This window comes from Streptomyces sp. NPDC093801, from assembly GCF_040701585.1.
Classification (GTDB): Bacteria; Actinomycetota; Actinomycetes; order Streptomycetales; family Streptomycetaceae; genus Streptomyces.
Genome location: NZ_JBFBDP010000047.1, coordinates 29,607 through 51,304, shown reverse-complemented (window position 1 = coordinate 51,304; position 21,698 = coordinate 29,607). Strand labels below are relative to the sequence as shown.

Annotated in this window: 23 protein-coding genes; 15 read left to right on the top strand and 8 right to left on the bottom strand. The window is 72.7% G+C overall.

All coding sequences use genetic code 11. The features are described from left to right. Window positions 1-47 precede the first annotated feature (47 nt). From AB0469_RS36615 to AB0469_RS36600, 4 genes are all read right to left on the bottom strand, one after another. Window positions 48-965 carry a ParB/RepB/Spo0J family partition protein gene (locus AB0469_RS36615; RefSeq protein WP_366455883.1) on the bottom strand — a complete coding sequence of 306 codons (918 nt, stop codon included), beginning with the start codon at window positions 963-965 and terminating at the stop codon, window positions 48-50. After that, window positions 962-2,218 carry a ParA family protein gene (locus AB0469_RS36610; protein ID WP_366455882.1) on the bottom strand — a complete coding sequence of 419 codons (1,257 nt, stop codon included), beginning with the start codon at window positions 2,216-2,218 and terminating at the stop codon, window positions 962-964. The genes AB0469_RS36615 and AB0469_RS36610 overlap by 4 nt, the downstream gene beginning before the upstream one ends. Window positions 2,219-2,353: 135 nt before the next feature. Continuing rightward, window positions 2,354-3,022: a ScbR family autoregulator-binding transcription factor gene (locus AB0469_RS36605; protein ID WP_366455881.1), complete on the bottom strand. Its 669-nt coding sequence runs from the start codon at window positions 3,020-3,022 to the stop codon at window positions 2,354-2,356. Window positions 3,023-3,240: 218 nt separating this feature from the next. Then, window positions 3,241-3,975 carry an SDR family oxidoreductase gene (locus AB0469_RS36600; RefSeq protein WP_366455879.1) on the bottom strand — a complete coding sequence of 245 codons (735 nt, stop codon included), beginning with the start codon at window positions 3,973-3,975 and terminating at the stop codon, window positions 3,241-3,243. A 214-nt stretch (window positions 3,976-4,189) separates the two neighbouring features. On the opposite strand from AB0469_RS36600, the gene AB0469_RS36595 reads away from it, so the two are divergent. The 8 genes from AB0469_RS36595 to AB0469_RS36560 all read left to right on the top strand — a co-directional run bounded on the left by AB0469_RS36595 (window position 4,190) and on the right by AB0469_RS36560 (window position 11,588). Then, window positions 4,190-5,155 (top strand): NAD-dependent epimerase/dehydratase family protein, encoded by a 966-nt coding sequence (locus AB0469_RS36595; RefSeq protein WP_366455878.1) that lies wholly within the window; start codon window positions 4,190-4,192, stop codon window positions 5,153-5,155. 119 nt (window positions 5,156-5,274) lie between these two features. Continuing rightward, window positions 5,275-6,018, top strand: a complete 744-nt coding sequence (locus AB0469_RS36590) for a TetR/AcrR family transcriptional regulator (RefSeq protein ID WP_366455877.1) — start codon at window positions 5,275-5,277, stop codon at window positions 6,016-6,018. 447 nt (window positions 6,019-6,465) lie between these two features. Beyond that, the gene (locus AB0469_RS36585) at window positions 6,466-7,101 is read left to right on the top strand and encodes a ScbR family autoregulator-binding transcription factor (RefSeq protein ID WP_366455876.1); all 636 of its coding nucleotides are present in this window, start codon (window positions 6,466-6,468) and stop codon (window positions 7,099-7,101) included. 238 nt (window positions 7,102-7,339) lie between these two features. Next, window positions 7,340-8,191, top strand: a complete 852-nt coding sequence (locus tag AB0469_RS36580; RefSeq protein ID WP_366455875.1) for an AfsR/SARP family transcriptional regulator — start codon at window positions 7,340-7,342, stop codon at window positions 8,189-8,191. 84 nt (window positions 8,192-8,275) lie between these two features. Next, window positions 8,276-9,004 carry a ScbR family autoregulator-binding transcription factor gene (locus AB0469_RS36575; protein WP_366455874.1) on the top strand — a complete coding sequence of 243 codons (729 nt, stop codon included), beginning with the start codon at window positions 8,276-8,278 and terminating at the stop codon, window positions 9,002-9,004. Window positions 9,005-9,156: 152 nt separating this feature from the next. Continuing rightward, window positions 9,157-9,978 carry an AfsR/SARP family transcriptional regulator gene (locus AB0469_RS36570; RefSeq protein ID WP_366455873.1) on the top strand — a complete coding sequence of 274 codons (822 nt, stop codon included), beginning with the start codon at window positions 9,157-9,159 and terminating at the stop codon, window positions 9,976-9,978. 96 nt (window positions 9,979-10,074) lie between these two features. Next, entirely contained in the window at window positions 10,075-10,995 is a 921-nt protein-coding gene (locus AB0469_RS36565; RefSeq protein WP_366455872.1) for an NAD(P)-dependent oxidoreductase, read from the top strand. An 86-nt stretch (window positions 10,996-11,081) separates the two neighbouring features. Then, window positions 11,082-11,588: a DinB family protein gene (locus AB0469_RS36560; RefSeq protein ID WP_366455871.1), complete on the top strand. Its 507-nt coding sequence runs from the start codon at window positions 11,082-11,084 to the stop codon at window positions 11,586-11,588. Between the two features lie 21 nt (window positions 11,589-11,609). Here the strand turns inward: AB0469_RS36560 and AB0469_RS36555 are convergent, their stop codons facing one another. After that, entirely contained in the window at window positions 11,610-12,155 is a 546-nt protein-coding gene (locus tag AB0469_RS36555; RefSeq protein ID WP_366455870.1) for a flavoprotein, read from the bottom strand. Window positions 12,156-12,337: 182 nt separating this feature from the next. Here AB0469_RS36555 and AB0469_RS36550 point away from each other — a divergent pair, with 182 nt between their 5' ends. From AB0469_RS36550 to AB0469_RS36540, 3 genes are all read left to right on the top strand, one after another. After that, window positions 12,338-12,541: a DUF4287 domain-containing protein gene (locus tag AB0469_RS36550; RefSeq protein ID WP_042818454.1), complete on the top strand. Its 204-nt coding sequence runs from the start codon at window positions 12,338-12,340 to the stop codon at window positions 12,539-12,541. A 79-nt stretch (window positions 12,542-12,620) separates the two neighbouring features. Then, a complete protein-coding gene (locus AB0469_RS36545) occupies window positions 12,621-13,448 on the top strand; it encodes an NAD(P)H-binding protein (protein WP_366455869.1) in 828 nt (275 codons plus the stop codon). A gap of 19 nt (window positions 13,449-13,467) precedes the next feature. Further along, a complete protein-coding gene (locus AB0469_RS36540; RefSeq protein ID WP_366455868.1) occupies window positions 13,468-14,463 on the top strand; it encodes an AraC family transcriptional regulator in 996 nt (331 codons plus the stop codon). Here the strand turns inward: AB0469_RS36540 and AB0469_RS36535 are convergent. The 3 genes from AB0469_RS36535 to AB0469_RS36525 form a co-directional block, all read right to left on the bottom strand. Beyond that, window positions 14,460-14,933 (bottom strand): GNAT family N-acetyltransferase, encoded by a 474-nt coding sequence (locus AB0469_RS36535; protein ID WP_366455867.1) that lies wholly within the window; start codon window positions 14,931-14,933, stop codon window positions 14,460-14,462. The genes AB0469_RS36540 and AB0469_RS36535 overlap by 4 nt on opposite strands. A 299-nt stretch (window positions 14,934-15,232) precedes the next feature. After that, window positions 15,233-15,898 (bottom strand): ScbR family autoregulator-binding transcription factor, encoded by a 666-nt coding sequence (locus tag AB0469_RS36530; protein WP_366455866.1) that lies wholly within the window; start codon window positions 15,896-15,898, stop codon window positions 15,233-15,235. Between the two features lie 184 nt (window positions 15,899-16,082). Further along, window positions 16,083-17,078: a ScbA/BarX family gamma-butyrolactone biosynthesis protein gene (locus tag AB0469_RS36525; RefSeq protein ID WP_366455865.1), complete on the bottom strand. Its 996-nt coding sequence runs from the start codon at window positions 17,076-17,078 to the stop codon at window positions 16,083-16,085. A gap of 1,162 nt (window positions 17,079-18,240) precedes the next feature. On the opposite strand from AB0469_RS36525, the gene AB0469_RS36520 reads away from it, so the two are divergent. The 4 genes from AB0469_RS36520 (at window position 18,241) to AB0469_RS36505 (ending at window position 21,662) form a co-directional block, all read left to right on the top strand. Beyond that, window positions 18,241-19,062, top strand: coding sequence for an AfsR/SARP family transcriptional regulator (locus AB0469_RS36520; RefSeq protein ID WP_042811904.1), 822 nt, complete (start codon window positions 18,241-18,243; stop codon window positions 19,060-19,062). A 327-nt stretch (window positions 19,063-19,389) separates the two neighbouring features. Continuing rightward, on the top strand, window positions 19,390-20,211 hold the full coding sequence (locus AB0469_RS36515) for an AfsR/SARP family transcriptional regulator (RefSeq protein WP_042811903.1): 822 nt from the start codon (window positions 19,390-19,392) through the stop codon (window positions 20,209-20,211). Window positions 20,212-20,364: 153 nt separating this feature from the next. Continuing rightward, entirely contained in the window at window positions 20,365-20,628 is a 264-nt protein-coding gene (locus tag AB0469_RS36510) for a phosphopantetheine-binding protein (RefSeq protein WP_366455863.1), read from the top strand. 74 nt (window positions 20,629-20,702) lie between these two features. Further along, the gene (locus AB0469_RS36505) at window positions 20,703-21,662 is read left to right on the top strand and encodes an SRPBCC family protein (RefSeq protein ID WP_366455862.1); all 960 of its coding nucleotides are present in this window, start codon (window positions 20,703-20,705) and stop codon (window positions 21,660-21,662) included. Window positions 21,663-21,698: the final 36 nt, after the last annotated feature.

Below are 21,698 nucleotides of genomic sequence, written 5' to 3'. Positions count from 1 at the left end.
TTAACGGCGTTAATGCCGTCAGCGCCCCCGGCGTGCGTGGGTCCGGCTCAGATGCGCTGCATCAGGAGTTCCGTGACGGCCTTGAGATCGTCCGGGGTGAGGTGGGCGGTGAGGGCGTCCGCGATGGTCTCCGGGGACTGGGCGGAGATCGTGATGCGGGGGGTGGGGGTGGTCGGGGCGGGTGCGGCCGCGGGGGCCGGGGCGTTAACGGCGTTAACGGCCGGCGGGGCCGGGCGGGTGCGCTGGCGCGGGGGTGTGACGGCGTTGATGCTCTCCGTGGCGGCCGCCGCCTGCTCCTCCTGGGGGAGGCGGCCGATGCGGCGGGCCGGTTCCACCTTCAGCTCGCCCGTCTCCACCTTGTCCTGGAGCTCGGGCGTCAGGTTGAGGAGGGTCAGGCGCTGGGAGACCCAGGCGGGGGTCTTGCCGATCCGCTTGGCCACCTGGGCCTGGGAGCCGTGGACGTCGACGAGCTCCTGGAGGGCGCGGGCCTGGTCCATGGGTGCCACGTCGACCCGGTGGACGTTGGCGATGAGCGCCGATTCCAGGATGTCGGCGGCCGAGGCGGACAGGGCGTCGTTGACGTGGATGTGCATCGTCTTGAGCCCGGCCAGCTGGGCGGCGGCGAGGCGGCGGTTGCCGTCGATGACCACGTACGGGGCGCGGCCGAGGCCGTCGGTGGCGCCCGGGTGGGCCTCCATGAAGGCCATGCGGGTCGCGACGGCCAGGGGCTGGAGCTGGCCCCGCACGCTGAGGGACTGCGCCAGCTCGTCGAGGTCGGTGAGGTCCTCGCGGAGGTTGAACGGGTTGTGGGCCAGGGCCTCGATGGGGACCTCGGAGGGCGGGACGACCCCGGAGGTGGGGGCGCCCGTGGCTTCGGCGATGGCGGCGCGGCGGGAGCTGACGCCGACGGGCTGGGCCCGTGCGAAGGACGCCGAGACGCCGAGCTTGTCGGCCTTGCTGCTCATGAGATCTCCCGGGCGAGGGCGCGCAGGGCGACGGCCTGGTCGCCGTTGGGGGCGTAGACGAAGAGGGGCTGCTTCAGCCGGACGGACTCGCGCTGTTCCTTGAGGTCGGGGACGATCGCCACGACGCGGGGATCCTTTATGTCCATCCACGCCTGGAGGGAGCTGGTCGCGATGTAGCCGCGGCGGCCGTCGTAGAGGTTCACGACGAGGCCGAGGTAGTCGATGTCCAGGCTGAGGTCGTCGCGCAGGTCGTTGATCTGGGAGGTGAGGAGGTCGTAGGCGTCCGCCGAGGAGTCCTCCGCCTGGACGACGATCAGCGCGCCGGAGGCGCCCGGCTGTTCGGTGTCGCGGCGTCGGCCGTAGTAGATCGCCGCGTCCATGCTCAGGCCGAGGCTGGGCGGGCAGTCGATGAGGATGACGTCGTAGTCGGACTCGACGGGGGCGAGGGCGCGTTCGAGGGCGGCCTCGCGGGCGCGGACCGTGGAGAGGCGGACGTCGAGGAGGAAGGCGTCCGTGCAGGCGGGCAGGAGGTGCAGGCGGTCGCCGAAGCGGTCGTGCTCGATCGGGGCGATCAGGTCCTGGAGGGGGCCCTTGGCCTCGCCGGCCATGTGGCAGGTGAGGCTGTCGCCGCCGATCGGGAGGGGCTGCTGGCCGAGCTGCTTGGTGAGGTGGCCCTGGGGGTCGAAGTCGACCAGCAGGACGCGCATGCCCAGGCCCGGGAGGTCTTCGAGGTCCAGCGGGGTGGTGGGATGGGCGCCTTCGGTTTCCCCGGGGGCGGCGAGCCTCGCCAGTTGGCGGGCGACGCGGACCGGGTGCAGGGTCGAGGGGTCCTCGGCGAGGGCCTCGGCGGTGCCGGCGGTGATGGCCGTCTTGCCGACGCCGCCCTTCTGGTTGCACACGACGATGCGGCGGACCACCGAGGGGCGCTGGACGGTGGGGGCCGGGTTCATCTCCAGCCAGAGGTGAACCGCCTGGGCGAGACCCTGGATGAGGGAGACGCCGCGGTCCTTGGAGTCGGTGCGGAAGGACTCCCACTGGCCGGCGGGCAGCCACGTCGAGAACGACTCGGCGCCGGAGGTGTCGACGGGGGAGGGGGCGGAGGCGAGGGCGCTCCAGTCGGCGATGCCCTGGTGGACGGCGTCCTGGATGTCGACCCGCAGCTGGGCGGTGCGGATCTTCAACTCCTGGCGGAGCCACGGGGGGAGCTTGGAGACGACCTTCTCTCGGTCGCTCGGGGACGAGGGCGAAGTCATGAGAGGGACTTTACTAACGTTCTTGGGTCCGTGTGGGCGCCACGCTTGGGTTTTGCTAACGAAATGGGTGGGGGAGGGCTCCGGGCATGCGAAAGGGCGGCCCCGCGGGTGTGCGGGACCGCCCTGGAGGGGGTGTCAGGGGAGGGGGAGGGGTGGGGCGGTGGGCAGGTCCAGTGCCGCGCGGCACTCGGGGGAGCCCTCGGGGTCGAAGAGGGCGAGGCGGTCGGCGGGCACGATCCCGGGGAGGAGGTAGGTCCAGAGGTCGACGACCCGGGCGTGCAGGTCCTCGCGGCCGGTGCGGACGTGCGAGGTCACCTGGATGCCGGTGAAGGAGCCGACGAGGAAGGTCGAGAGGTCGTGCACGTCGACCGACGGCACTACGTCGCCGCGCTCCTGGGCCGGCGTCAGACAGCTGCGGCAGGTCTCGATCCAGGCGTTGTACGGGGACGGGTCGGGGTCCGTGAACGAGCCGAACTCGATGACCAGGCGGATGCCGGCGCGGATGCGGACGTTGGTGCGCAGTCCGGAGGCCATCCGGTGGGTGAGGTCGATGACGGTCTGGAGGCCCGGGTCCTCGATGGCGGGGACGTCTGCCGAGACCTGGAACTGCTCGTCCACCAGGGTGCGGGCGAGGGCCTGCTTGGAGGGGAAGTGGAAGTAGAGGGCGCCCTTGGTGACCCCGGCGTGCTTGACCACGTCGCTGAGGCTGGTGCCGCCGAAGCCCGCGTGGTCGAAGGCGATGGCCGCGCCGTCGAGGATCGCCTGCCGGGTGATCTCGGCCCGTTCCTGTCTGACCCTCGCCACGTGTGTCTCCCGATGTCGGTTTCGTCCGCTGGTGTTCAAGATCAATCTAGTGGGAGGAAGCGAAAGAAAACCAGTCGACCAGTACTTTTGAGGCGGTTGGTAGGTGGCGGTTTGGGGAAGTTGGGTGGTGTTTGATGTGTTGATTTTTGTCAGGTGGGTGAGCCGGGGCGTTAACGCCGTTAACGGTGGCGGGCATTAACGGCGTTAACGGTGGCCCTTCAGAGGTGCATGCCGCCCGACACGTCGAGGAGCTGGCCGGTGACCCACCGGGAGTCCGGTGAGGCGAGGAAGGCCACCGCATCGGCGATGTCGGAGGGCCGGCCGATGCGGTCGAAGACGGACAGGCCGGCCAGTCGGGCCGTCCCCTCGGGCGTGGTGCGGAGCTTCGCGTTCATGTCGGTCTCCGTGAACCCGGGAGCGATCGCGTTCACGGTGATGCCCCGGGGCCCGAGTTCCTTGGCGAGCGCCAGGGTGAGGGTGTTGAGCGCACCCTTGCTCATGGAGTACACGACGGACTCCGGGTAGGCCATGCGCGTGATGGCCGAGGAGATGTTGACGATCCGGCCGCCTTCCGGCATGCGGGTCAGGCCCTCCCGGGTGAGCAGCACGAGCGCCTTGACGTTGACCGAGAAGATCCTGTCGAGAAGCTCCGCCGTGACCTCGTGGATCCGCGCGGAGCCGCTGACCGCGGCGTTGTTGACGAGGACGTCGAGCCGGGGCTCGATGCCCCGCCGGGCGAGTGCGGAGTCGAACGCGGAGTAGAGGGCCTGGACATCGCCTGCGATGCCCAGTTCGGTCCGCAGGGGGAAGGCATCGCCTCCTGCGGCGCGGACCGAGGCCACGACCTCGCCGGCCGCCTCGACGCTGTGCGCGTAGTGGACGGCCACGAGGGCGCCGTCGGCCGCCAGGCGCTCGGCTATCGCGCGTCCGATGCCGCGGCTGGCGCCGGTCACCAGGGCCGTCCTTCCGGACAGCGGTCCTCGCACGGTCCCGGTGCGGGGCGCTCCTGAGGGCCCGTCGACCACCGGCTGGGGCTGCCGCGGAGGGACGGGCTGCGGTACGGGTGACGAGGGCAAGATGAGCACCGTTCTGTGGGGCCGGGTCCGGGTGACCAGACATAACATTGCGGCCGATCGGTTTTTTTCCTGGGGGAGGAACGGTTTCCTGATGGCCGAGCCACAGCGGCTGGTGATCACCGGATCCACCGGATTCATAGGCTCGGCGGTCCTCGCCGAACTCTCCCGCATCCGGGACGAGGTGGAGCCGGGCGGTCGGCGCCTCCTCCTGCGGGCCGTGGGCCGCACGGCGCCGGAGCCGGGCAGCGGGGCGGACGAGTGGTGCCCCGGAGACCTGTCCGACCCCGGATCGCTGCGCGGGAGTTGCGAGGGGGCGGACGTCCTCCTCCACCTTGCGTCCCGGATCGGCTCCGACGAGCGGGAATGCGCCGCCGTCAACATCGACGGAACCGGGGCCCTGATGGCGCAGGCCCGGGAGGCCGGGGTCCGGCGGATCGTCCACCTGTCCACCTCGGCCGTCTACGGCAGGGGACCCCACCAGGGGATCGGCGTGGACGCCGTCGTCCCCGCGCCCGTGTCTCCGGCGAGCCGCACCCGGCTGGCGGGAGAGGGCCCCGCGCTGGCCGCGGGGGCGGTCGTGCTCAGGCCCGGCCTGGTGATCGGCGCCGGGGACCGCTGGCTGGTTCCCGCACTGGACCGGCTCCTCGCAGCCACCGGGGCCCTGTGGGACGGGGGCCGGGCCCTGCTCTCGGCGGTGGCGGTCCGCGATCTCGCCCGGCTGATCGTCCGGCTCGCACTCGGACACGGGCCGGCCGGAGGGACCGTCTGGCACGCCAGCCATCCCGTACCGGTGCGGGCCGCCGATCTGATCGGGGCGCTCACCGAGCGGGGCGTGCTCCCGCCCGTGGACGGAGAACTCTCCGAGGCCGAGTGCCTGGAGCGCATGGCGGCCTCGGGCTGCCGGGTGGGCCCGAGCCAGTTCAAGCTGGTCGCGCAGGACCACTGGTACGACAGCGCCGCGATCTGGGACGCGGCCGATTGCCCGCCCGGCCCCGGCCCGTTGGCCGGCCTGGACGAGGCCGCCCCCTGGTACCGGGAGCACCTGGCCCGCGTGTGAGACGCGGGGCCCGGCTGGGGGATCGGACGCCCGTCGGGTGCCTGCCGTCCGCCCCGGGGCGCCGGAGCGCGTTGTGTACGGTGGACGCGGTTTTGGTGTCCGGGGTGAGGGAGTGCGTGGTGGCGGACGGGCAGCGCGGTGCGGTGGTGCGGTTGTTGTGGGGGCCGCCCGTGACGCCGGCGCGGGGGCCCCGGCGGGGGCTGACGCTGGAGCAGATCGCGGTGGCGGGGGTGGGGATCGCCGATGCGGACGGGCTCGGCGGGGTGTCCATGCAGGGGGTGGCCGGGGAGCTGGGGGTCACCAAGATGGCCCTCTACCGGTACGTGCCCGGCAAGGCGGAGCTCGTCGCACTGATGGTGGAGGCGGCCCTGCCGGATCCGGGCGCGGCGTGGGACGCCGCCTCGGCCGGGGCCGGGGCCGGGGGCGGCTGGCGGGAGCGGCTCGGGGTGTGGGCGCGGGAGCTGCTGGCCGGGTACCGGGCGCACCCGTGGCTGCTCGACGCCACCGTGGGGGCGCGGGCGTTGGGGCCGCGGGAGGTCGGCTGGCTCGAACGGGCGCTGGCCGCGCTGGAGGGGTGCGGGCTGAGCGGGGCCGAGGCCATGGACGTGGTGGTGCTGCTGACCGGGCACGTGCGGGGGATCGCCGGGCAGGAGCGGGCCTCGGGCGGCGCGGCCGGGGTGGAGGAGGAGTTGGGGGCCGTGCTCGTCGAGGTGGTGCGCGGGCGCGGGCAGGAGTATCCGGCGCTGGCGGCGGCGCTGGGGTCCGTCGCCGAGCACGGGGGCCAGGACCAGGGGCTGGAGTTCGGGCTGGAGCGGATCCTCGACGGGGTCGGGCTGCTCGTGGAGCGGCGGACGGGGTCCTGAGGCCGGCCCCGGGCGGGGAACGTCCGGGGCCGGGGCGCAAGGCGGGTCGGGCTTCCGCTTGTGCGCGGGTTCGGTACGGGGCTTGGTGGAGGCGGTCGCCGGAGGGGCCTTCGGTGCGGGCCGTCTTCCCTGGGGCACGGGTGGCGGGGACCGCCGTACCGGGTGCTGTGACGGCGTCGGCGGTGGCGCGGTATCAACGGCGTCGACGCCGACGTGGGGTGCCCTGACGGGGTGGGGCGTTAACGCCGTTAATGGTGGACGGGCCGATGGCGCGGGGCACGGGGCGGGGTGGGCCGGGCACGGGCGGGCGGCGACCGTGTGAACGGGGGGTGCTGCTCCGGTGGGAGTCCGGTCCGGCTCCGGTGGGGGAACCGACTGTGGCGCACGATGTCCCCATTTCTGCGGGGCGGACCGCTGACGCGGCGGATGCGGTGTGGAGAGCCCCCCATGGTCAAGCAGGAACGTGCGGCACGCACGCGGGAATCCCTGGTGCACGCTGCCGCGGAGGTGTTCGCCGAAGAGGGGTTCGCCGCCGCCTCGATCGCCGAGATCAGCCAGCGGGCCGGAGTGACCTCCGGCGCCCTGCACTTCCACTTCGACGGGAAGACCTCCCTCGCCCTTGCCGTGGAGCAGCGCGCCGAGCGGGCGCTGCGGCGGGCCGCGGCGGCGGAGGAGGAGCGCGGGAGCGACGGCGGGCCGCTGCGGGTGCTGGTCGGTGCCACGTACACGATGCTCGCGCTGCTGGCCGAGGACGTCGCCGTGAGGGCGGCGTTCGCGCTGTGTGCGGACGCCGCGCGCAGCAGCCCGGTGGACCTGCGCGGCCAGTGGTGGATGTGGGCCGAGGAACTGCTGGTCGCGGCCGAGCGGGCCGGGCTGCTGGCCGAGGGGGTGTCCCCGCAGGACGCGACGCGCCTGGTGGTGGCGTCGACGGTCGGGCTGGAGGGGCTGGGAGGGGTCGAACCCGGACGCAGCGCCCGGCAGCTCCTGACCCGGATCTGGACCGTGGTTCTTCCCGGGATCGCGAGCGGCGAGGCGGCGGCTGCGGTCCTCGTCGAGGCGATTCCCGGAAAGGAAACAGACTGAATGGTTTGATTTTTGGGTCTCCCTGGGTGTTATATGGCTGCTGTCGCGAGGCGGCTGAAGAGCTCCGCGCTGTCGTGGGTGGGCGCAAGGTCCATAAAGACCCAGGTCAGAGGGGATTTCTGGGCGGCGTCGAGATCTCACCAGGGTGCAAACTGGTTGCCCGGTTTCGTGTTGACAAACCGTCCGGCCTGTTTTCTACTGACTCTTGCGACTCATCCAAAGGACAGGGGAGTACGACGTGGACATCGATGTACTGGGCGCACTCGCCGTGCGGGAGAACGGGATCTCCGTCACGCCCACGGCCCCCAAGCCCCGGCAGGTCCTGGCGCTCCTGGCCCTCCACGCCGACCAGGTCGTACCGGTCTCGGCGCTGATCGAGGAGCTGTGGGGGACGATGCCCCCGCGCAGCGCCCGCACCACGCTGCAGACGTACGTCCTCCAGCTGCGCGCGCTGATCGCGACCGCCCTGGAAGGGACCGACGAGGACCGCACCGCGAAGGACGTGCTCGTCACGCTGCCCGGCGGCTACCTGCTCAACAGCGACGGCGGGACCAGCGACGTACGGGAGTTCGACCGGCTGGCCGGCCTGGGCTACCGGGCGATCGACGCGGGTGACTTCCCGGTCGCCGCCCAGCGGCTGCGCGAGGCGCTCGCCCTGTGGTCCGGGCCCGCCTTCGCCGACGTGCAGGGCGGCGTGCAGCTGGACATGGAGACGCGCCGCCTGGAGGAGACCCGGCTGTGCGCGCTCGACCAGCGCATCGAGGCCGACCTGAAGCTGGGCCGCCACCGGGAGCTGCTGGCGGAGCTGACGGTGCTGGTGAGCCGGTACCGCACCCACGAGAACCTGCACGGGCAGTTCATGCTCGCCCTGCACCGCTCGGGCCGCCGGGGCGAGGCGCTGGACGTGTACCAGCGGCTGCGCGCCACGCTCGTCCGGGACCTGGGGCTGGAGCCGTCGACCACCCTGCGCCGCCTCCAGCGGTCGATCCTGATGGCGGGTCCGGAGGTCGGCGCCGGCAAGCAGGCGCCGGTGGGGGCCGCCGCGGTCGCCGGAGCGGGTGTGAGGGCCGACCGGCTCGTACGGGCCTGACCCGCGCGGCCGGTGCCGGCCCAGGCGGCGGCGCCGGCCGGGGGGAAGGCCAGGGACGCAGCGGGGGCGGAAGGAGACGGAGCGGTGCAGGAAAGGTCGGAGCGGACGCGCAGGCGATTGGTCTTCGCCGGGGCCGAGTTGTTCCACCGCAACGGATACGCCAACGCGACGCTCGGTGAGATCGCGGGAGCGGCCGGGGTGACGAAGGGGGCGCTGTACTTCCACTTCGCCTCGAAGGACGAGCTCGCGGACGCGGTCCAGCGGCGCGGGTGCGGCCTGCTGCACGAGGCGGTGCGCGGACTGCGCGAGGGCGGGGCCTCGCCCCTGCAGGCGCTGATCGACACCACGCACTGGCTGGCGCGGACGCTGCACGAGGATCCGGCGATCCCGGCGAGCTTCCGCATCACGAAGGAGTGCGCCGGCCAGCAGCCGCCCGCGATGGACTTCCACGGGGCGTGGCTGGAGACGGTCTGCGAACTGCTGCGGATGGCGCGGGACGTGGGCGAACTGCCGCTGGACCCGTCGGCCGACGGGCTGGACGGCGGGGAGCCCGCCGGTGACGGGGGCCGGGCCGCCGACCGGTGGGAGAGCGCCGAGGCGCTGGTGGCCGCCGCCGTCTGCGGGATCGAGGTACTGGCCGGGACCGGGCTGTCCTACGCGGAACTCCAGCGGAAGGTGGCGGCCCTGTGGGGGCTGCTGCTGCCAAGCCTCGTCGGTGCGGAGCGGGCGCGCGAGTACCGGACACGGGCGGCCCGTGACACGCGCGCGGCGGACGGGGAACGGAGCTACGAGTTCCTCGGGAGCGGGGTCTAGCCAGGAGCCCGTGGCATCAGACCCTGCCGGGGCCGGGCCGTGGAGGAACCGGTCCGGTCCCGGCGGCAAGAGGCCCTGCCGGGGCCGGCCGGAAGCCGGTGCGGCGGGGCGCGCAGGAGCGGGGCGAAGCGACGGACTGAGGAGGGAAGACCATGAAGATCCGGGTTCTGGGTCCGCTGAGTGCCGAGGTCGACGGGGACTCGATCGTGCCGACGGCGTCCAAGCCGCGGCAGATCCTGGCCCTCCTCGCGCTGCACCCCGGGCAGGTGATGCCGGTGCCCACCCTCATGGAGGAGATCTGGGGGCACGAGCTGCCCCTCAGCGCGCCGACCACGCTGCAGACGTACGTCCTCCAGCTGCGTCGGCGCCTCGGCACGGCCATGGGCGCCGGACGGCCGGGCGCCGCGAAGGAGGTCCTCACGACGCGGCACGGCGGATACCTGCTCCAGGTGCCGCCCGGGGCCGTCGACGTCCACGTGTACGAGGGGCTCGTCGCCCGGGGGCAGGCCGCCTTCGACGGTGGTGACGACGCGGGCGCGGCCGCACTGCTGAGGGAGGCGCTCGCGCTGTGGCAGGGGCCCGCGCTGGTCGACGTACGCGTGGGGCCGGTCCTGGGGATCGAGGTGATGCGGCTGGAGGAGAGCCGGCTCGGCACCGTCGAGCGGCGGATCGACGCCGACCTGCGGCTCGGACGGCACACCGAACTCCTCGCCGAGCTCACCGAGCTGGCCGCCCGGTACCCGCAGCACGAGGGGCTCCACTCCCAGCTGATGGTGGCCCTGTACCGGTCCGGTCGGCAGGCGGCCGCACTGGACGCGTACCGCAGGCTGCGCGGCCGGCTGATCGGGGAGCTGGGCGTCGAGCCGTCGCCGCAGCTCCAGCGGCTCCAGCAGGCGATGCTGAAGGTGGACCCGGCGCTGGACGTGGTGGCGGGGCCCAAGCGGGGATCGACCTTCGACCTCTACGCCGCGTAGGGCGCGGGGATCCCTCTCGGATTTCTTCCGGGAAGGTGTCACATCCGGCGGTGCCCGCCTGTCCCCTCTGTGAGACCACGACGGAGGAGGACGGTCATGAAGGTGCTGCTGGCGGGCGCGAGCGGGGTACTGGGACAGCGGACGGCGGCGGCCCTGCGCGCGGCGGGCCACGAGGTCGCGGGGCTGGGCCGGGGCGCGGGCATGGACGTCCGGGCCGACCTGCTCGACCGGGAGGGACTGCTGCGGGCGGTCGACGGGCGGGGCTTCGACGCGGTCGTGCACGCGGCCACCGCGCTGTCGGGCAAGGCCATGGCCCGCCACCAGGACATGGCGGGGACCAACCGGCTGCGCACCGAGGGCACGGTGAACCTGCTGGCCGCCGCCCGCGAGACGGGGGCGCGCCGGTTCGTCGTCGAGTCGATGATGTTCGGCTACGGGTACGGGGACCACGGCGGGGCGCTGATCGGCGAGGACGACGGCTTCGGGCCGCGCGGGACGAACGTCTGGCTGGAACGGCACGTCGGCGCGATGCGGACCAAGGAGGAGCTGGCGTTCACCACCGACGGGATCGAGGGCGTCAGCCTGCGGTTCGGCCTGTTCTACGGGGAGGGCGTCACCGACGGCCACCTGGTTCGGCTGCTGCGGGGCCGCAGGCTCCCGGTGGTCGCCGACAAGGGGCGGGCGCTCAGCTGGGTCGACGTGGCGGACGCGGCGCGCGCGGTGGCCCTGGCGGTGGACGCCGGGCGCGCGGGCGAGGCGTACAACATCGCCGACGACGCCCCGGCCGGCTGGGGAGCGCACATGGGGGCGGTGGCGGAGGCCTTCGGCGCTCCCGCGCCGATGACCGTGCCGCTGTGGGTGCTGCGGCCGGCGCCGCTGGCGCACGCCATCATGGGGACCGACCTGCGGATGTCGAACGTCAAGGCCCGGCGCGAGCTGGGGTGGCGGCCCGGGTACGGAAGCAGTCTGGAGGGCGTGCGGGCGCTGGCGGGGGCGGAGCGGCGCGTCGCGGCCTGAGGGCCCGCCGGGCCTCCCGGACCTCCGGGGCGTCCGGCATGTGGAACGGCCGGGCGGGGCGCGGTGAGCGGTGTGATCATCAGCCGATGAGCGATGCGCAGCGGACCCCGCCCGAGCTGGTGGGAGACGAACGGGCCACCTTGACCAGCGTCCTGCAGTGGCAGCGGGACACCCTGCGGATGAAGTGCGCGGGCCTGACGGACGAGCAGCTGCGGCGCAGGGCCGTCCCGCCGTCCGGGCTGAGCCTGCTGGGACTCGTGCGCCACCTCGCGGAGGTGGAGCGCGGCTGGTTCCGCAACGTGCTGGCCGGGGAGGACGTGCGCGGGTACTTCCCGAGGAACGAGGCCGGGGAGTGGACGGAGTTCCACGTCGACGACGCGGACCCGGCCGAGGCGTTCCGGATCTGGGAGGACGCCTGCGCGCGGTCGCGGAGGATCGTGGAGGCCGCCGAATCCCTCGACGTGCGGGGGCACTTCGGCGACCAGCCGTACTCGCTGCACTACATCCTGGCCCACATGATCGAGGAGTACGCACGGCACAACGGGCACGCGGACCTGCTGCGCGAGGCGATCGACGGGGTCACGGGGGAGTAGGGACCCAGGGGGCGACACCCCCTAGACGGCCCGGTCGGCGGCGCGGTCCACGGCGTCCAGGGCCGTCTGCCACGGGAAGTGCGGCGGGGTGTCGGGGCCGGCCGGGCCGGGGACGAAGCCGCCCTCGCCGTAGAGCAGCTCCGCGCCCGCGCCGCGCAGCACGGCGAGGGACTGCTCGAACTGGGGGTGCGCGGCGAGCGCCGTGTTGGTGCAGGGCATGGCGACCACCGGGACGCCCTTGCCGAGGGCCTCGGTGGCGACCCCGACGGTGAACCGGTCGGTGAGGCCCAGCGCCCAGGCGTTGACCGTGTTGAAGGTGGCGGGGGCGAACAGGACGGCGTCCGCGGCCGGCCACGCGTCGGGCTCCCCGGGGAGCCTGTACTGCCAGCGCACCGGGTTGCCGGTCAGGGCGGCGAGCCCGTCGAGGCTCTCGGACACCCACCGCGCCGCCGTCGGGGTCAGGCCCACGCACACGTTCCAGCCGCGCGACTGGGCGTCCTCGATCACGTGGGCCACGTCGAAGACGGGCGGGGCGGCGGAGCAGAACAGGTAGAGAGTCCTCGTCATGTGGATCATGGGATCACATCCCCCGTCCCGGACTGTCCTGAGGGTCCGACAGATCCGGAACGCCGGATGGTTCCGGGCGGAAGAACTTCCGGGATCCGCGATGAGTTTCCGCACGGACGCCGGTCTACCCCTGTGAGGACGGGAGCCGTCCCCATGGAAACAGCCACGAGGAGCGTGACGAGATGAGCGAGCCGGTCAAGGGCCCCGCAAGCTACTTCCCTTCGATCGAGAAGAAGTACGGCCGCCCGGTCGCGGAGTGGAAGGAGATGATCCGGTCGTCTCCGCTGGTCCGGCACATGGAGCTGGTCGCCTGGCTCAAGAGCGAGCACGGGCTCGGGCACGGGCACGCCAACGCCCTGGTCGCGCACACCCTCGCGGAGAAGTAGCGGGGGCGTGGACGCACGCGTATGCGGGCGAGCGTCTGGGCCATGTCGCGTCCCGCCGTGCGGGGATTGACTGGTTCCCATGACGACGCACACGAACGAGACGAAGAAGACCCTGGTCATCGGCGGCACCGGGAAGACCGGGCGGCGCGTGGCGGAGCGGCTGGCGGCCGAGGGGCGGCCGGTGCGGATCGGCTCGCGGACCGGGGCGCCGGCCTTCGACTGGCACGAGCCCGCCACCTGGGGCCCGGCGCTGCGGGACGTGGACCGGGTGTACGTCACCTACCAGCCCGACCTCGCCTTCCCCGGGGCCGCCGACGAGGTCGGCGCGTTCGCGGAGGCGGCCGTCGCGGCCGGGGCGCGGCGGCTGGTGCTGCTGTCCGGGCGGGGCGAGGAGGCGGCGCGGCTCGCCGAGGAGCGGCTGAAGGCCTCCGGCGCCGACTGGACCGTCGTGCGGGCCAGCTGGTTCAACCAGAACTTCGACGAGAGCTTCTTCCTGGAGCCCGTACGGTCCGGGGAGATCGCCCTGCCGGTGGCGGACGCGGTGGAGCCCTTCGTGGACGCCGGCGACATCGCCGACGTGGCGGTGGCCGCGCTCACCGACGACCGGCACGTCGGCCGGACGTACGAGCTGTCCGGGCCGCGGCTGCTGGGCTTCGGGGAGGTGGCCGCCGAGCTGTCGAAGGCGACCGGGCGCGCGATCGCGTACGTGCCCGTCTCCGACGGGGAGTTCCGGGCGGCGCTGCGGCAGGAGGGGCTCCCGGAGGAGTTCGCCGAGCTGTTCACCCTGATCCTGGACGGGCGCAACGCGCACCTGGTCCACGGGGTGGAGGAGGTACTGGGGCGCCCGCCCAGGGACTTCGCCGACTACGCGCGCGAGGCGGCGGCCCGCGGGGTCTGGGACGTCTGAGAAGGGCGAGGATGGGGGCATGGACACGTTGACCGGCCTGCTCGACGGGCCCAAGGCCCGGGGCGCCGTCCTGCTGAAGTCCGTCTTCGACCCGCCGTGGGCGGTGCGGATCGAGGACCGGGCCGCGCTGTCGGTGATCACGATGGTGCGGGGCACGGCGTGGCTGCTGCCCGACGACGGGGAGCCGGCGCTCATCGGGCCGGGCGACGTGGCGGTCGTACGGGGGCCCGGGGCGTACACCCTCGCGGACGGCCCGGACACCCCGGTGGAGATCACCGTCGGCCCCGACCAGCGGTGCAGTACGCAGGAGGGCGAGGACCTCGGTGAGCGGCTGGCGCTCGGGGTGCGCACGTGGGGGCGGCCGGGGCCGGGTGCGGGCGCGGCGGTGATGCTGAGCGGGACGTACCAGGCACCGGGCGAGATCGGGCAGCGGCTGCTGGGCGCGCTGCCCGCAGTGCTGGTCCGCCCGGCGGGGGCCGCCGACACCGCCCTGATCGCGCTGCTGGCCACGGAGGTGGCGCGGGACGAGCCGGGGCAGGAGATCGTGCTGGACCGGCTGCTCGACCTGCTGCTGATCGGGGTGCTGCGGGCCTGGCTCGCCGCGCCCGGGGCGGGGGCGCCGGGCTGGCACCGGGCGCAGGGCGATCCGGTCGTCGGGGCCGCGCTGCGGCTGCTGCACGAGGACCCCGCGCACGGGTGGACCGTGGCCGAGCTGGCGCGCAAGGCGGGGGTGTCGCGGGCCGCGCTGGCCCGGCGCTTCACGGAGCTCGTCGGAGAGCCGCCCGTCGCCTATCTGACGGGCTGGCGGCTGACCCTGGCCGCCGACCTGCTGCGCGAGCCGGACGCCACGGTGGCGTCGGTGGCCCGCCGGGTGGGGTACGGGAGCGCGTTCGCGCTGTCGGCGGCCTTCAAGCGGGTCCGCGGGGTGAGCCCGCAGCAGTACCGGGCCGGGGCGGGGGCCGGGCCGGGCGTGCCGGGCGTGCCGGGCACGGTGGTGCTGGGCCGGACCCTCTAGACGAGGTCCAGGACGCCGACCGGTTCGTCGCCGCTGAGTTCGCCCGTGCGGCGGAAGCCGAGGCCCAGGTAGAAGGGCTCCGGGCTGTTCTGCGCCGGCTTCCAGGTGACGTACACCCGCTCCCCGCCGCGGCGGCGTATCTCCTCCGTGACCGCCTCGACGGCGAAGCGGCCGTAGCCCCTGCCCTGCCGGTCGGCCGCGACGTTCAGGCGCCACAGGCCCGAGCGGCGGTGCTCCGGGTCCTTCGCCGGGTCCCAGACGTAGTCCATGAAGGCCATGACGAAGCCGACCACCTCGTCACCGTCGACGACGGCGCGGGGCCAGGCGGTGTCCCCGTGGACGTAGGCCTCGGCGAGGGACTTCATGACGGGGGAGACGAGGTGCTCCTGGTCCGGGTGCACCCGCACGGCGCACACCGCGTCGAAGTTGTCCGGGGTGACGGGCACCAGGCGCAGGGAAGAGTCGGTCATGCGACGCAGCCTAGTGCGTGAGCTCTCTTGAAAAGAACGGGACGTGCGGTATATTTCTTGCAGCAGACGGCAGGGGGGCATGTGTTGCAGGCACAAAGAGCGACGGCCGGCGGGGTGGAGCACCTGCAGCCGCGCGGAGCACCGTTCCGGCCCTTCCCGGAGCGCCCGCACCCGGTCGCCGTCGAGGGGGTTCGGAGGCAGCGCGGAGCGCACCGCGCGGGAGCTTGCCCGCCGGCGGTGCGTGGAGGAAAGCGGAGCCGCCCCGCGGGGTGTGCGGAGCGGCCGGTTGCGAGGGCTGCTCAGTCCCTCTCGCCCGCCTGTTCCCGGGCCAGCTGCCGGGCTTCGTTGTAGACCTCCTCCGCACGGCCTTCGCCGAGGTGCAGGGAGGCGAGGACCGAGGGCTGGGCGACGCTCGGCATGAGGTGCCGCAGCAGGGCGTTGACCCTCTGCCCGAGGTCCCGGTGCTCGGTGAGCGCCTGGGACATGGACTGGACACCGCCGTAGGCGCCGGTGATGACATCGGCGGTTTCGGCCGGTACCACGTGGGGAAGCAGCTCTCCCTGTGCCTGGGCCTTCTCCAGGAGGTCCGTGAACCTGTCGACCCAGTTGCGGAACGGAGCGCTGCGGTCCAGTCCCCCGGCGTTCACGTCGAGGCTCAGCCGGACGCCCGCGCGGACCATGGGGTTGGTCCGCAGGCGGTGGGTGTGCAGCATGACGGCATCCACCACCTCCTGGAGCTTGGCGGGGCGCTCCGGGAGCAGAAGGTCCTCGTTCTGTGCGGTGAGGACGCCCTGGGCCAGGTCTTCCTTGGACTGGAAGTGGAAGTACAGGGCGCCCTTGGTCACCCCGGCGACGGTGAGGATCTCCGAGATGGTGGCGGCCTGGTAGCCCCGCTCGTCGAACACCCTGGCCGCCGCGCTCAGGATCGCCTGGCGCGTGCGGATGGCTCGGACCTGTTCAGCCACGTTGGCTCCTTCCCTCGCAGATGCTCGGAGCGTCGGAAGCCCTGCTGCAAACCGTCCGTCCCGTTCGTATCTTACAGCGGGTGACGCCAACGCCAATGAGCGGCGGCACCGCGGCGCGAAAAATGACCGAGGACGGTCGGGACCGCGGTGGGGCCGATGAGGGGGGAAGCCGGGACCGTACGGGTCAGCAGTCGTAGGAGGGCGCCGTGACGAGGCCGACGAAGGTGAGCTCACCGTTCTGGTGGCCGGTCACGCGGACGACCTCCTCCGCGCCGGGCACCTCCTGGTACAGGCGCTCGGACTCGATGATGCAGGGTGCGTCCAGTTCGACGTACCGCTTGAACTCGCCGGCGACGCCGAGCGGCACGAAGGAGGGGCGGCCCAGGGTGGATGCGGCGGCCTGCCGGGCGGCCTCCATGAGGACCATGCCCGGCACGTGGTCGACCCAGTGGTCGAAGAGGACGGGGTGGTTGGTGTCGACCCGGAGCTGCCAGCGGTTCTCCTGGCCGAGGGGGGAGAGGACCACGTCGGTCGGGGACAGCCGGGCCACGCTCTGCGGAGCGGCCGGGGCCGTCAGCGGCAGCGGGTGGTGCTCGGGCGTCAGGACGTGCTCGGGCCGTATCCGCTGGTACACGGCCGGGCTGGTGCAGGTGACCGAGGCCCGCCCCGTCGCGACGACCTGTCCGTCGCGGCGTACGACCGCCTCGTAGCCGAGCCCGGAGAGCCGGCCCGCGCGGCGCTTGACCTCGACGCAGGTGATCTCGAGTTCGACGGTGGCCGGCGCCAGGCCGACCCGCAGGCGCTCCGGTCTCACGAGGTCGACGCTGAGGTCCCACAGGACGAACTGGTGGCCGAACGGGACGGCGAACTCCGCGTGCCCCAGGAGGTAGGCGATCTGGCGGATCGTTTCGGCGCAAATGAGCGGGTCGTAGTAGCCGTCGCCGACGGGGGTGAAGAACGCGTGCGAGAGGGGCCAGCGGGCGGACACGGAGAAGCGGGCGTCATCCAGCCGCTGCCAGTCGGTCAGCAGGACCTGTGCCGCGGAAGTGCGGTGCACCAGTTCCTTCGGAACGGCGGTGAGGGACGAGAAGCAGGGATCGTGCAGCTCTTCCGGAGCCGTGACCGACTCCGCCCGGTCGTAGACCGCTGTGCGCCCAACGTGAAACGTGCTCGCGCTCATTGTTCCCCCTAGACAGCGCTGACCAGTAACAGGTGTGACTGCTCAGAAAAATATATACCAACCGGTTTTTTCTCCAGAGGTAGCCGGGAGCAGGTCCGGGAAATATATGGAAGAGCAGATTCCGGCCAACTGGTCGGCGCATATTTGCCCAGGTCTCCGCCGGTCGACGGGGGGTGAATCTTCGCCACACGCAGAGAATGATCTCAAGCGCGTCAAGAGCAATCCTTTAGCCGTGGGGTGGGTGCGGGATGGCCGGGCGAGGGAGGTGGAGGGTGGTTGCGCGGTGACGGCTTTCCTTTGCGCACCGGGGGATCCGGCCGGGACCCCCGGGGGTGCGGAGTGCGGCGGACGGGCCGGCGGGGAGGCCGCGGGCTGTCGGACACCGGGGACATGTGTCGATTCGCGCAGTTCAGCTCGATCGATGACGTCGAGGGCGGTGCGGGGGGCGGAACGGGGGCGGGGTGTGCGGGTGATGCTCCGGCGGTGCGTGGGTGTCGCCCGGATGGTTCGCCAACGTGAAGCGGCCGCGGGGCGGCGGTGTCCCCGAGCGGGTCGGTCCGGCATGTGGACACGGGGGAATCGGCCAGTGGACGCCTGGCGGGCCGCCCCGAGGGGGTGGGCCGCCGGCGGGGGAAGAAGGGTCCGGCAGTCCCTGGTCCGGGGCCCGAACGCCGTGGGGAGCCCCCCTCCCGGAGGCGGTCTCATCCCCTCCGTTTCGAGCGGTGCTCCAGCGGGGCTCTGCTCCCGCCCAGCCGTCCGCCTACCGGAGGTGCAGTTCAGCAAACCGGGAGAGCGGTTTGTGGAGCAGCCGCAATTCCGTACTGCCTGGACTTGGAGGGGTCGAAGCATGCCGCCTGGTGCGGTGCGACGCGCCAGATGGGCGAGAATCAGCCAACTATTCGGTCTGTTCTCGGCCGTTTCTCGCCACTTCAAGGGGCGATCTGGAGGAATTCTTCTGGTCCTGGAGGTGGCCCTGGCAGGCTCCCGACTGTGGTCAGACCATTGAATCTGCAGGTCAGAGGGTGTTTCTGGGGGGTTCATCCCGCTCGCGAGAGCAAAAAACGGTACAGCCGGTTTGGTATTGACAAACCGGCTCAGCTGTTTTTTCCTCGTTCCAGCGAACTTCGAGGGTTCATCCAAGAACGAAGCAGGGGAGTACGGCGTGGACATCGATGTACTGGGCGCTCTGACCGTGCGGGAGAACGGGGTCTCGATCACTCCCACCGCCGCCAAGCCCCGCCAGGTCCTGGCGCTGCTCGCGCTCCACGCGGACCAGGTGGTGCCGGTGGCCGCGCTCATCGAGGAGCTGTGGGGGACCGAGCCGCCGCGCAGCGCCCGGACCACGCTCCAGACGTACGTGCTCCAGCTGCGCGGCCTCATCGGTACCGCGCTGGAGGGCACCGACGGGTCGCGCACCGCCAAGGACGTGCTCGTCACGCTGCCCGGCGGGTACATGCTCAACAGCGGCGGCGGCACCAGCGACGTCCGCGAATTCGACCGGCTGGCCGGGATGGGCTACCGGGCCATGGACGCCGGGGACTTCCCCACGGCGGCGCGGCTGCTGCGCGAGGCGCTGGCCCTCTGGTCGGGGCCGGCCTTCGCCGACGTCGACGGCGGGGTGCAGCTGGACATGGAGACGCGGCGGCTGGAGGAGACCCGGCTGTGCGCGCTCGACCAGCGCATCGAGGCCGACCTGCGCCTCGGCCGGCACCGCGAGCTGCTCGCGGAGCTGACCGTGCTGGCCAGCCGCTACCGCATCCACGAGAACCTGCACGGACAGTTCATGCTCGCCCTGCACCGCTCGGGCCGGCGCGGCGAGGCGCTCAGCGTCTACCAGCGGCTGCGCTCCACCCTGGTGCGCGAACTCGGCATCGAGCCGTCGGCCGCCCTGCGCAGCCTCCAGCGCTCGATCCTCATGAGCAGCCCCGAGAGCCCGGCGGAAACCCCGGAGGGCGCGCGGAAGCGGCTGGCCCGGGTCGGCTGACCCTCGGGAGGAGCGCGCAGCACGGCGGCTGAAATGAGAAATCTTTGTCAGGTCTTTTGCAGAAGCTGCCGGAAAACCTGAGAACTAATTTGCACAGCCGGGAATCGGAACAGATACGAAGAGCCCGATCCACGGGCTGAGCACGAGGTTTGACCTTCTGTCGGAATCTTGTGCCGGGAATCAGCCGTCTGTTCCCCCGTTTCGGAGGTCCGCTCGACGTCGGCTTGAGCGCCCGGTGATGTTGCCCTGGGCTGGCTTACCGTCATCGGGTCGAATACTGATAACCGAGGGTATCTCGACGAAATGTGGAGGGGAGACGGGGAGATCGTGGAGATTCAGGTTCTGGGTCCGTTGAGTGCCGAGGTCAACGGGGCATCGATCGTTCCTACGGCGGGCAAGCCGCGTCAGATCCTGGCGCTTCTCGCGCTCTACCCGGGCCGGGTGATGCCCGTACCGACCCTCATGGAGGAGATCTGGGGCACCAAGCTGCCCGAGAGCGCGCTCACCACCCTGCAGACGTACATCCTCCAGCTGCGCCGCAGGCTCGGCACGGCGATGGGGCCGGGCGCGCCGGGCACGGCCAAGGACGTGCTCGCGACGCGGCACGGGGGCTACCTGCTCCAGATCCCGCAGGAGTCCGTGGACGTCCACACCTACGAGGCCCTCGCGGCCGCCGGCCAGAACGCCTTCGACGAGGGCGACGACGAGCGCGCCGCGGACCTGCTGCGCAAGGCGCTCGACCTGTGGCAGGGCCCCGCCCTGGTCGACGTACGGGTCGGGCCGATCCTGGAGATCGAGGTGCTGCGGCTCGCCGAGAGCCGGCTCGTGACCACCGAGCGGCGCATCGACGTCGACCTCCGGCTGGGGCGGCACACCGAACTCCTCGCGGAGCTCACCGAGCTGATGGCCCGCAACCCGCAGCACGAGGGCCTGCACTCGCAGGCCATGGTGGCCCTCTACCGCTCGGGCCGGCAGGCGACCGCCCTGGACGTCTACCGCCGGCTGCGCGCCCGGCTGATCGGCGAACTGGGGGTGGAGCCCTCGCAGCAGCTCCAGCGCCTGCACCAGGCGATGCTGCGGGTGGACCCGGCGCTGGACGTGGTCGCGGGACCGCGCCGCAGCTCGACCTTCGATCTGTACGCCGCCTAGGTATATCAGGGGGCGGTCGGACGGCCCGACGGTGTGGTGGCGGGGCTCCAGCGCGGCTGGGGCCCGGCGTGAGCGGCCCTCCAGAACGCTCGGCCAGGCTCGTGGCGACGCGGTATGCGTCGCCACGCCGGCCGACCAGGAGAGAGGCACACCATGCACCGGCTCGAACTCACCGACCTGACCCGCATCCTGCGGATCTGGGGAGGCGAGGAGGAGTGCGTCGAGCTGACCGAGGACGTCCAGGACCTCTACTGGGACGAGCTCGGCTACGACTCGCTCTCCGTCCTGCAGACCACCGGCTCCATCGAGCGCAAGTTCGACGTCCTCCTCGACGGGGAGCTCCTCGAACGGGGCGACACTCCCCGGCGCTTCCTCGAACTGGTCAACCGGGTCCTGGGCAGCCGGGCCGCGGTCTGAGGCACCAGCGGCGGTCCACTCGGACTCCGGCGGATCGCGACAGGATCTGTGCCAAGCGCTGAGAGAGGTGTCCGATGTCAGTGGAGCGAGTGCACCGGCTGTCGTACGCGGTCGACGCGGCCGCGCCGGCGGGAACCCTGTACACCTTGGTGGCCGACACCACGCCGTGGCCGCTGTTCCTGGCGGACACCGTCCACACGGAGCGGCTGGACTTCGACGGGCTCACCGAGCGGTACCTGCACTGGACGGGGGCGGACGGGGAGCCGCGGGCGTCGCTGTGGCGGCGGACCCTGGACGCCGGGCGGCGGCGCGTCGACTTCCGCGAGGAGCGGCCCGAAGGGCCCGTGACGGCCTCGAGCGGCAGCTGGCGCGTGGAGCAGCTGGCCCCGGGCTGGTCGCGGCTGGTCCTGGAACAGGACCTCACCGTCGCGGAGGTCCCCGGGGCGCAGCGGTTCCTCGACGCCGCGGTGGCGCGGGGGCGGGCGGCGGCCGACGGGCTGCGGGCCGTCGCCGAGGGCTGGCGGGGGCTCGACGGGCGCATGGTGTCCTTCGAGGAGTCCGTCCGGATCCAGGGTCCGGCCGAGCCCGTCCAGACGTTCCTGTACGAGGCGGGGTCCTGGCCCGGCCGGGTGGCGCACGTCACGGGGGCCGAGGCGGTGGAGCTGCGGCCCGGGGTGCAGCGAGCCCGGCTGGCGAACCGGGACGGGGACGGCTCCCCGTACCCGACGGACGAGGTGCGGGTGTGCTTCCCGGCGGCCGGGCGGATCGTCTTCAAGCGGCTCCGGCCGCACCCGCTGCTCGCGGCGCACTCCGGGGAGTGGTCCGTGGAGCCGGACCCGGCCGGGGTGACCCTGGTGTGCCGGCACGACGCGCTGCTGGACGGGAGGAAGGCGGAGCGGGTGCCGGGGGCGGACGCGGACCCCGCACGGGCGCGCCGGTACATGCGCGAGCTGCTGGGGAGGGAGTGCCGGGCCGTGCTGGAGGCGGTGCGGGAGTACGCGGGGGAGCCGGTCAGGGCCCTGCGGTCGGTGTGAACGTGCGAGGCGCCGGCCCCTGCCCGGGTGCCGTCG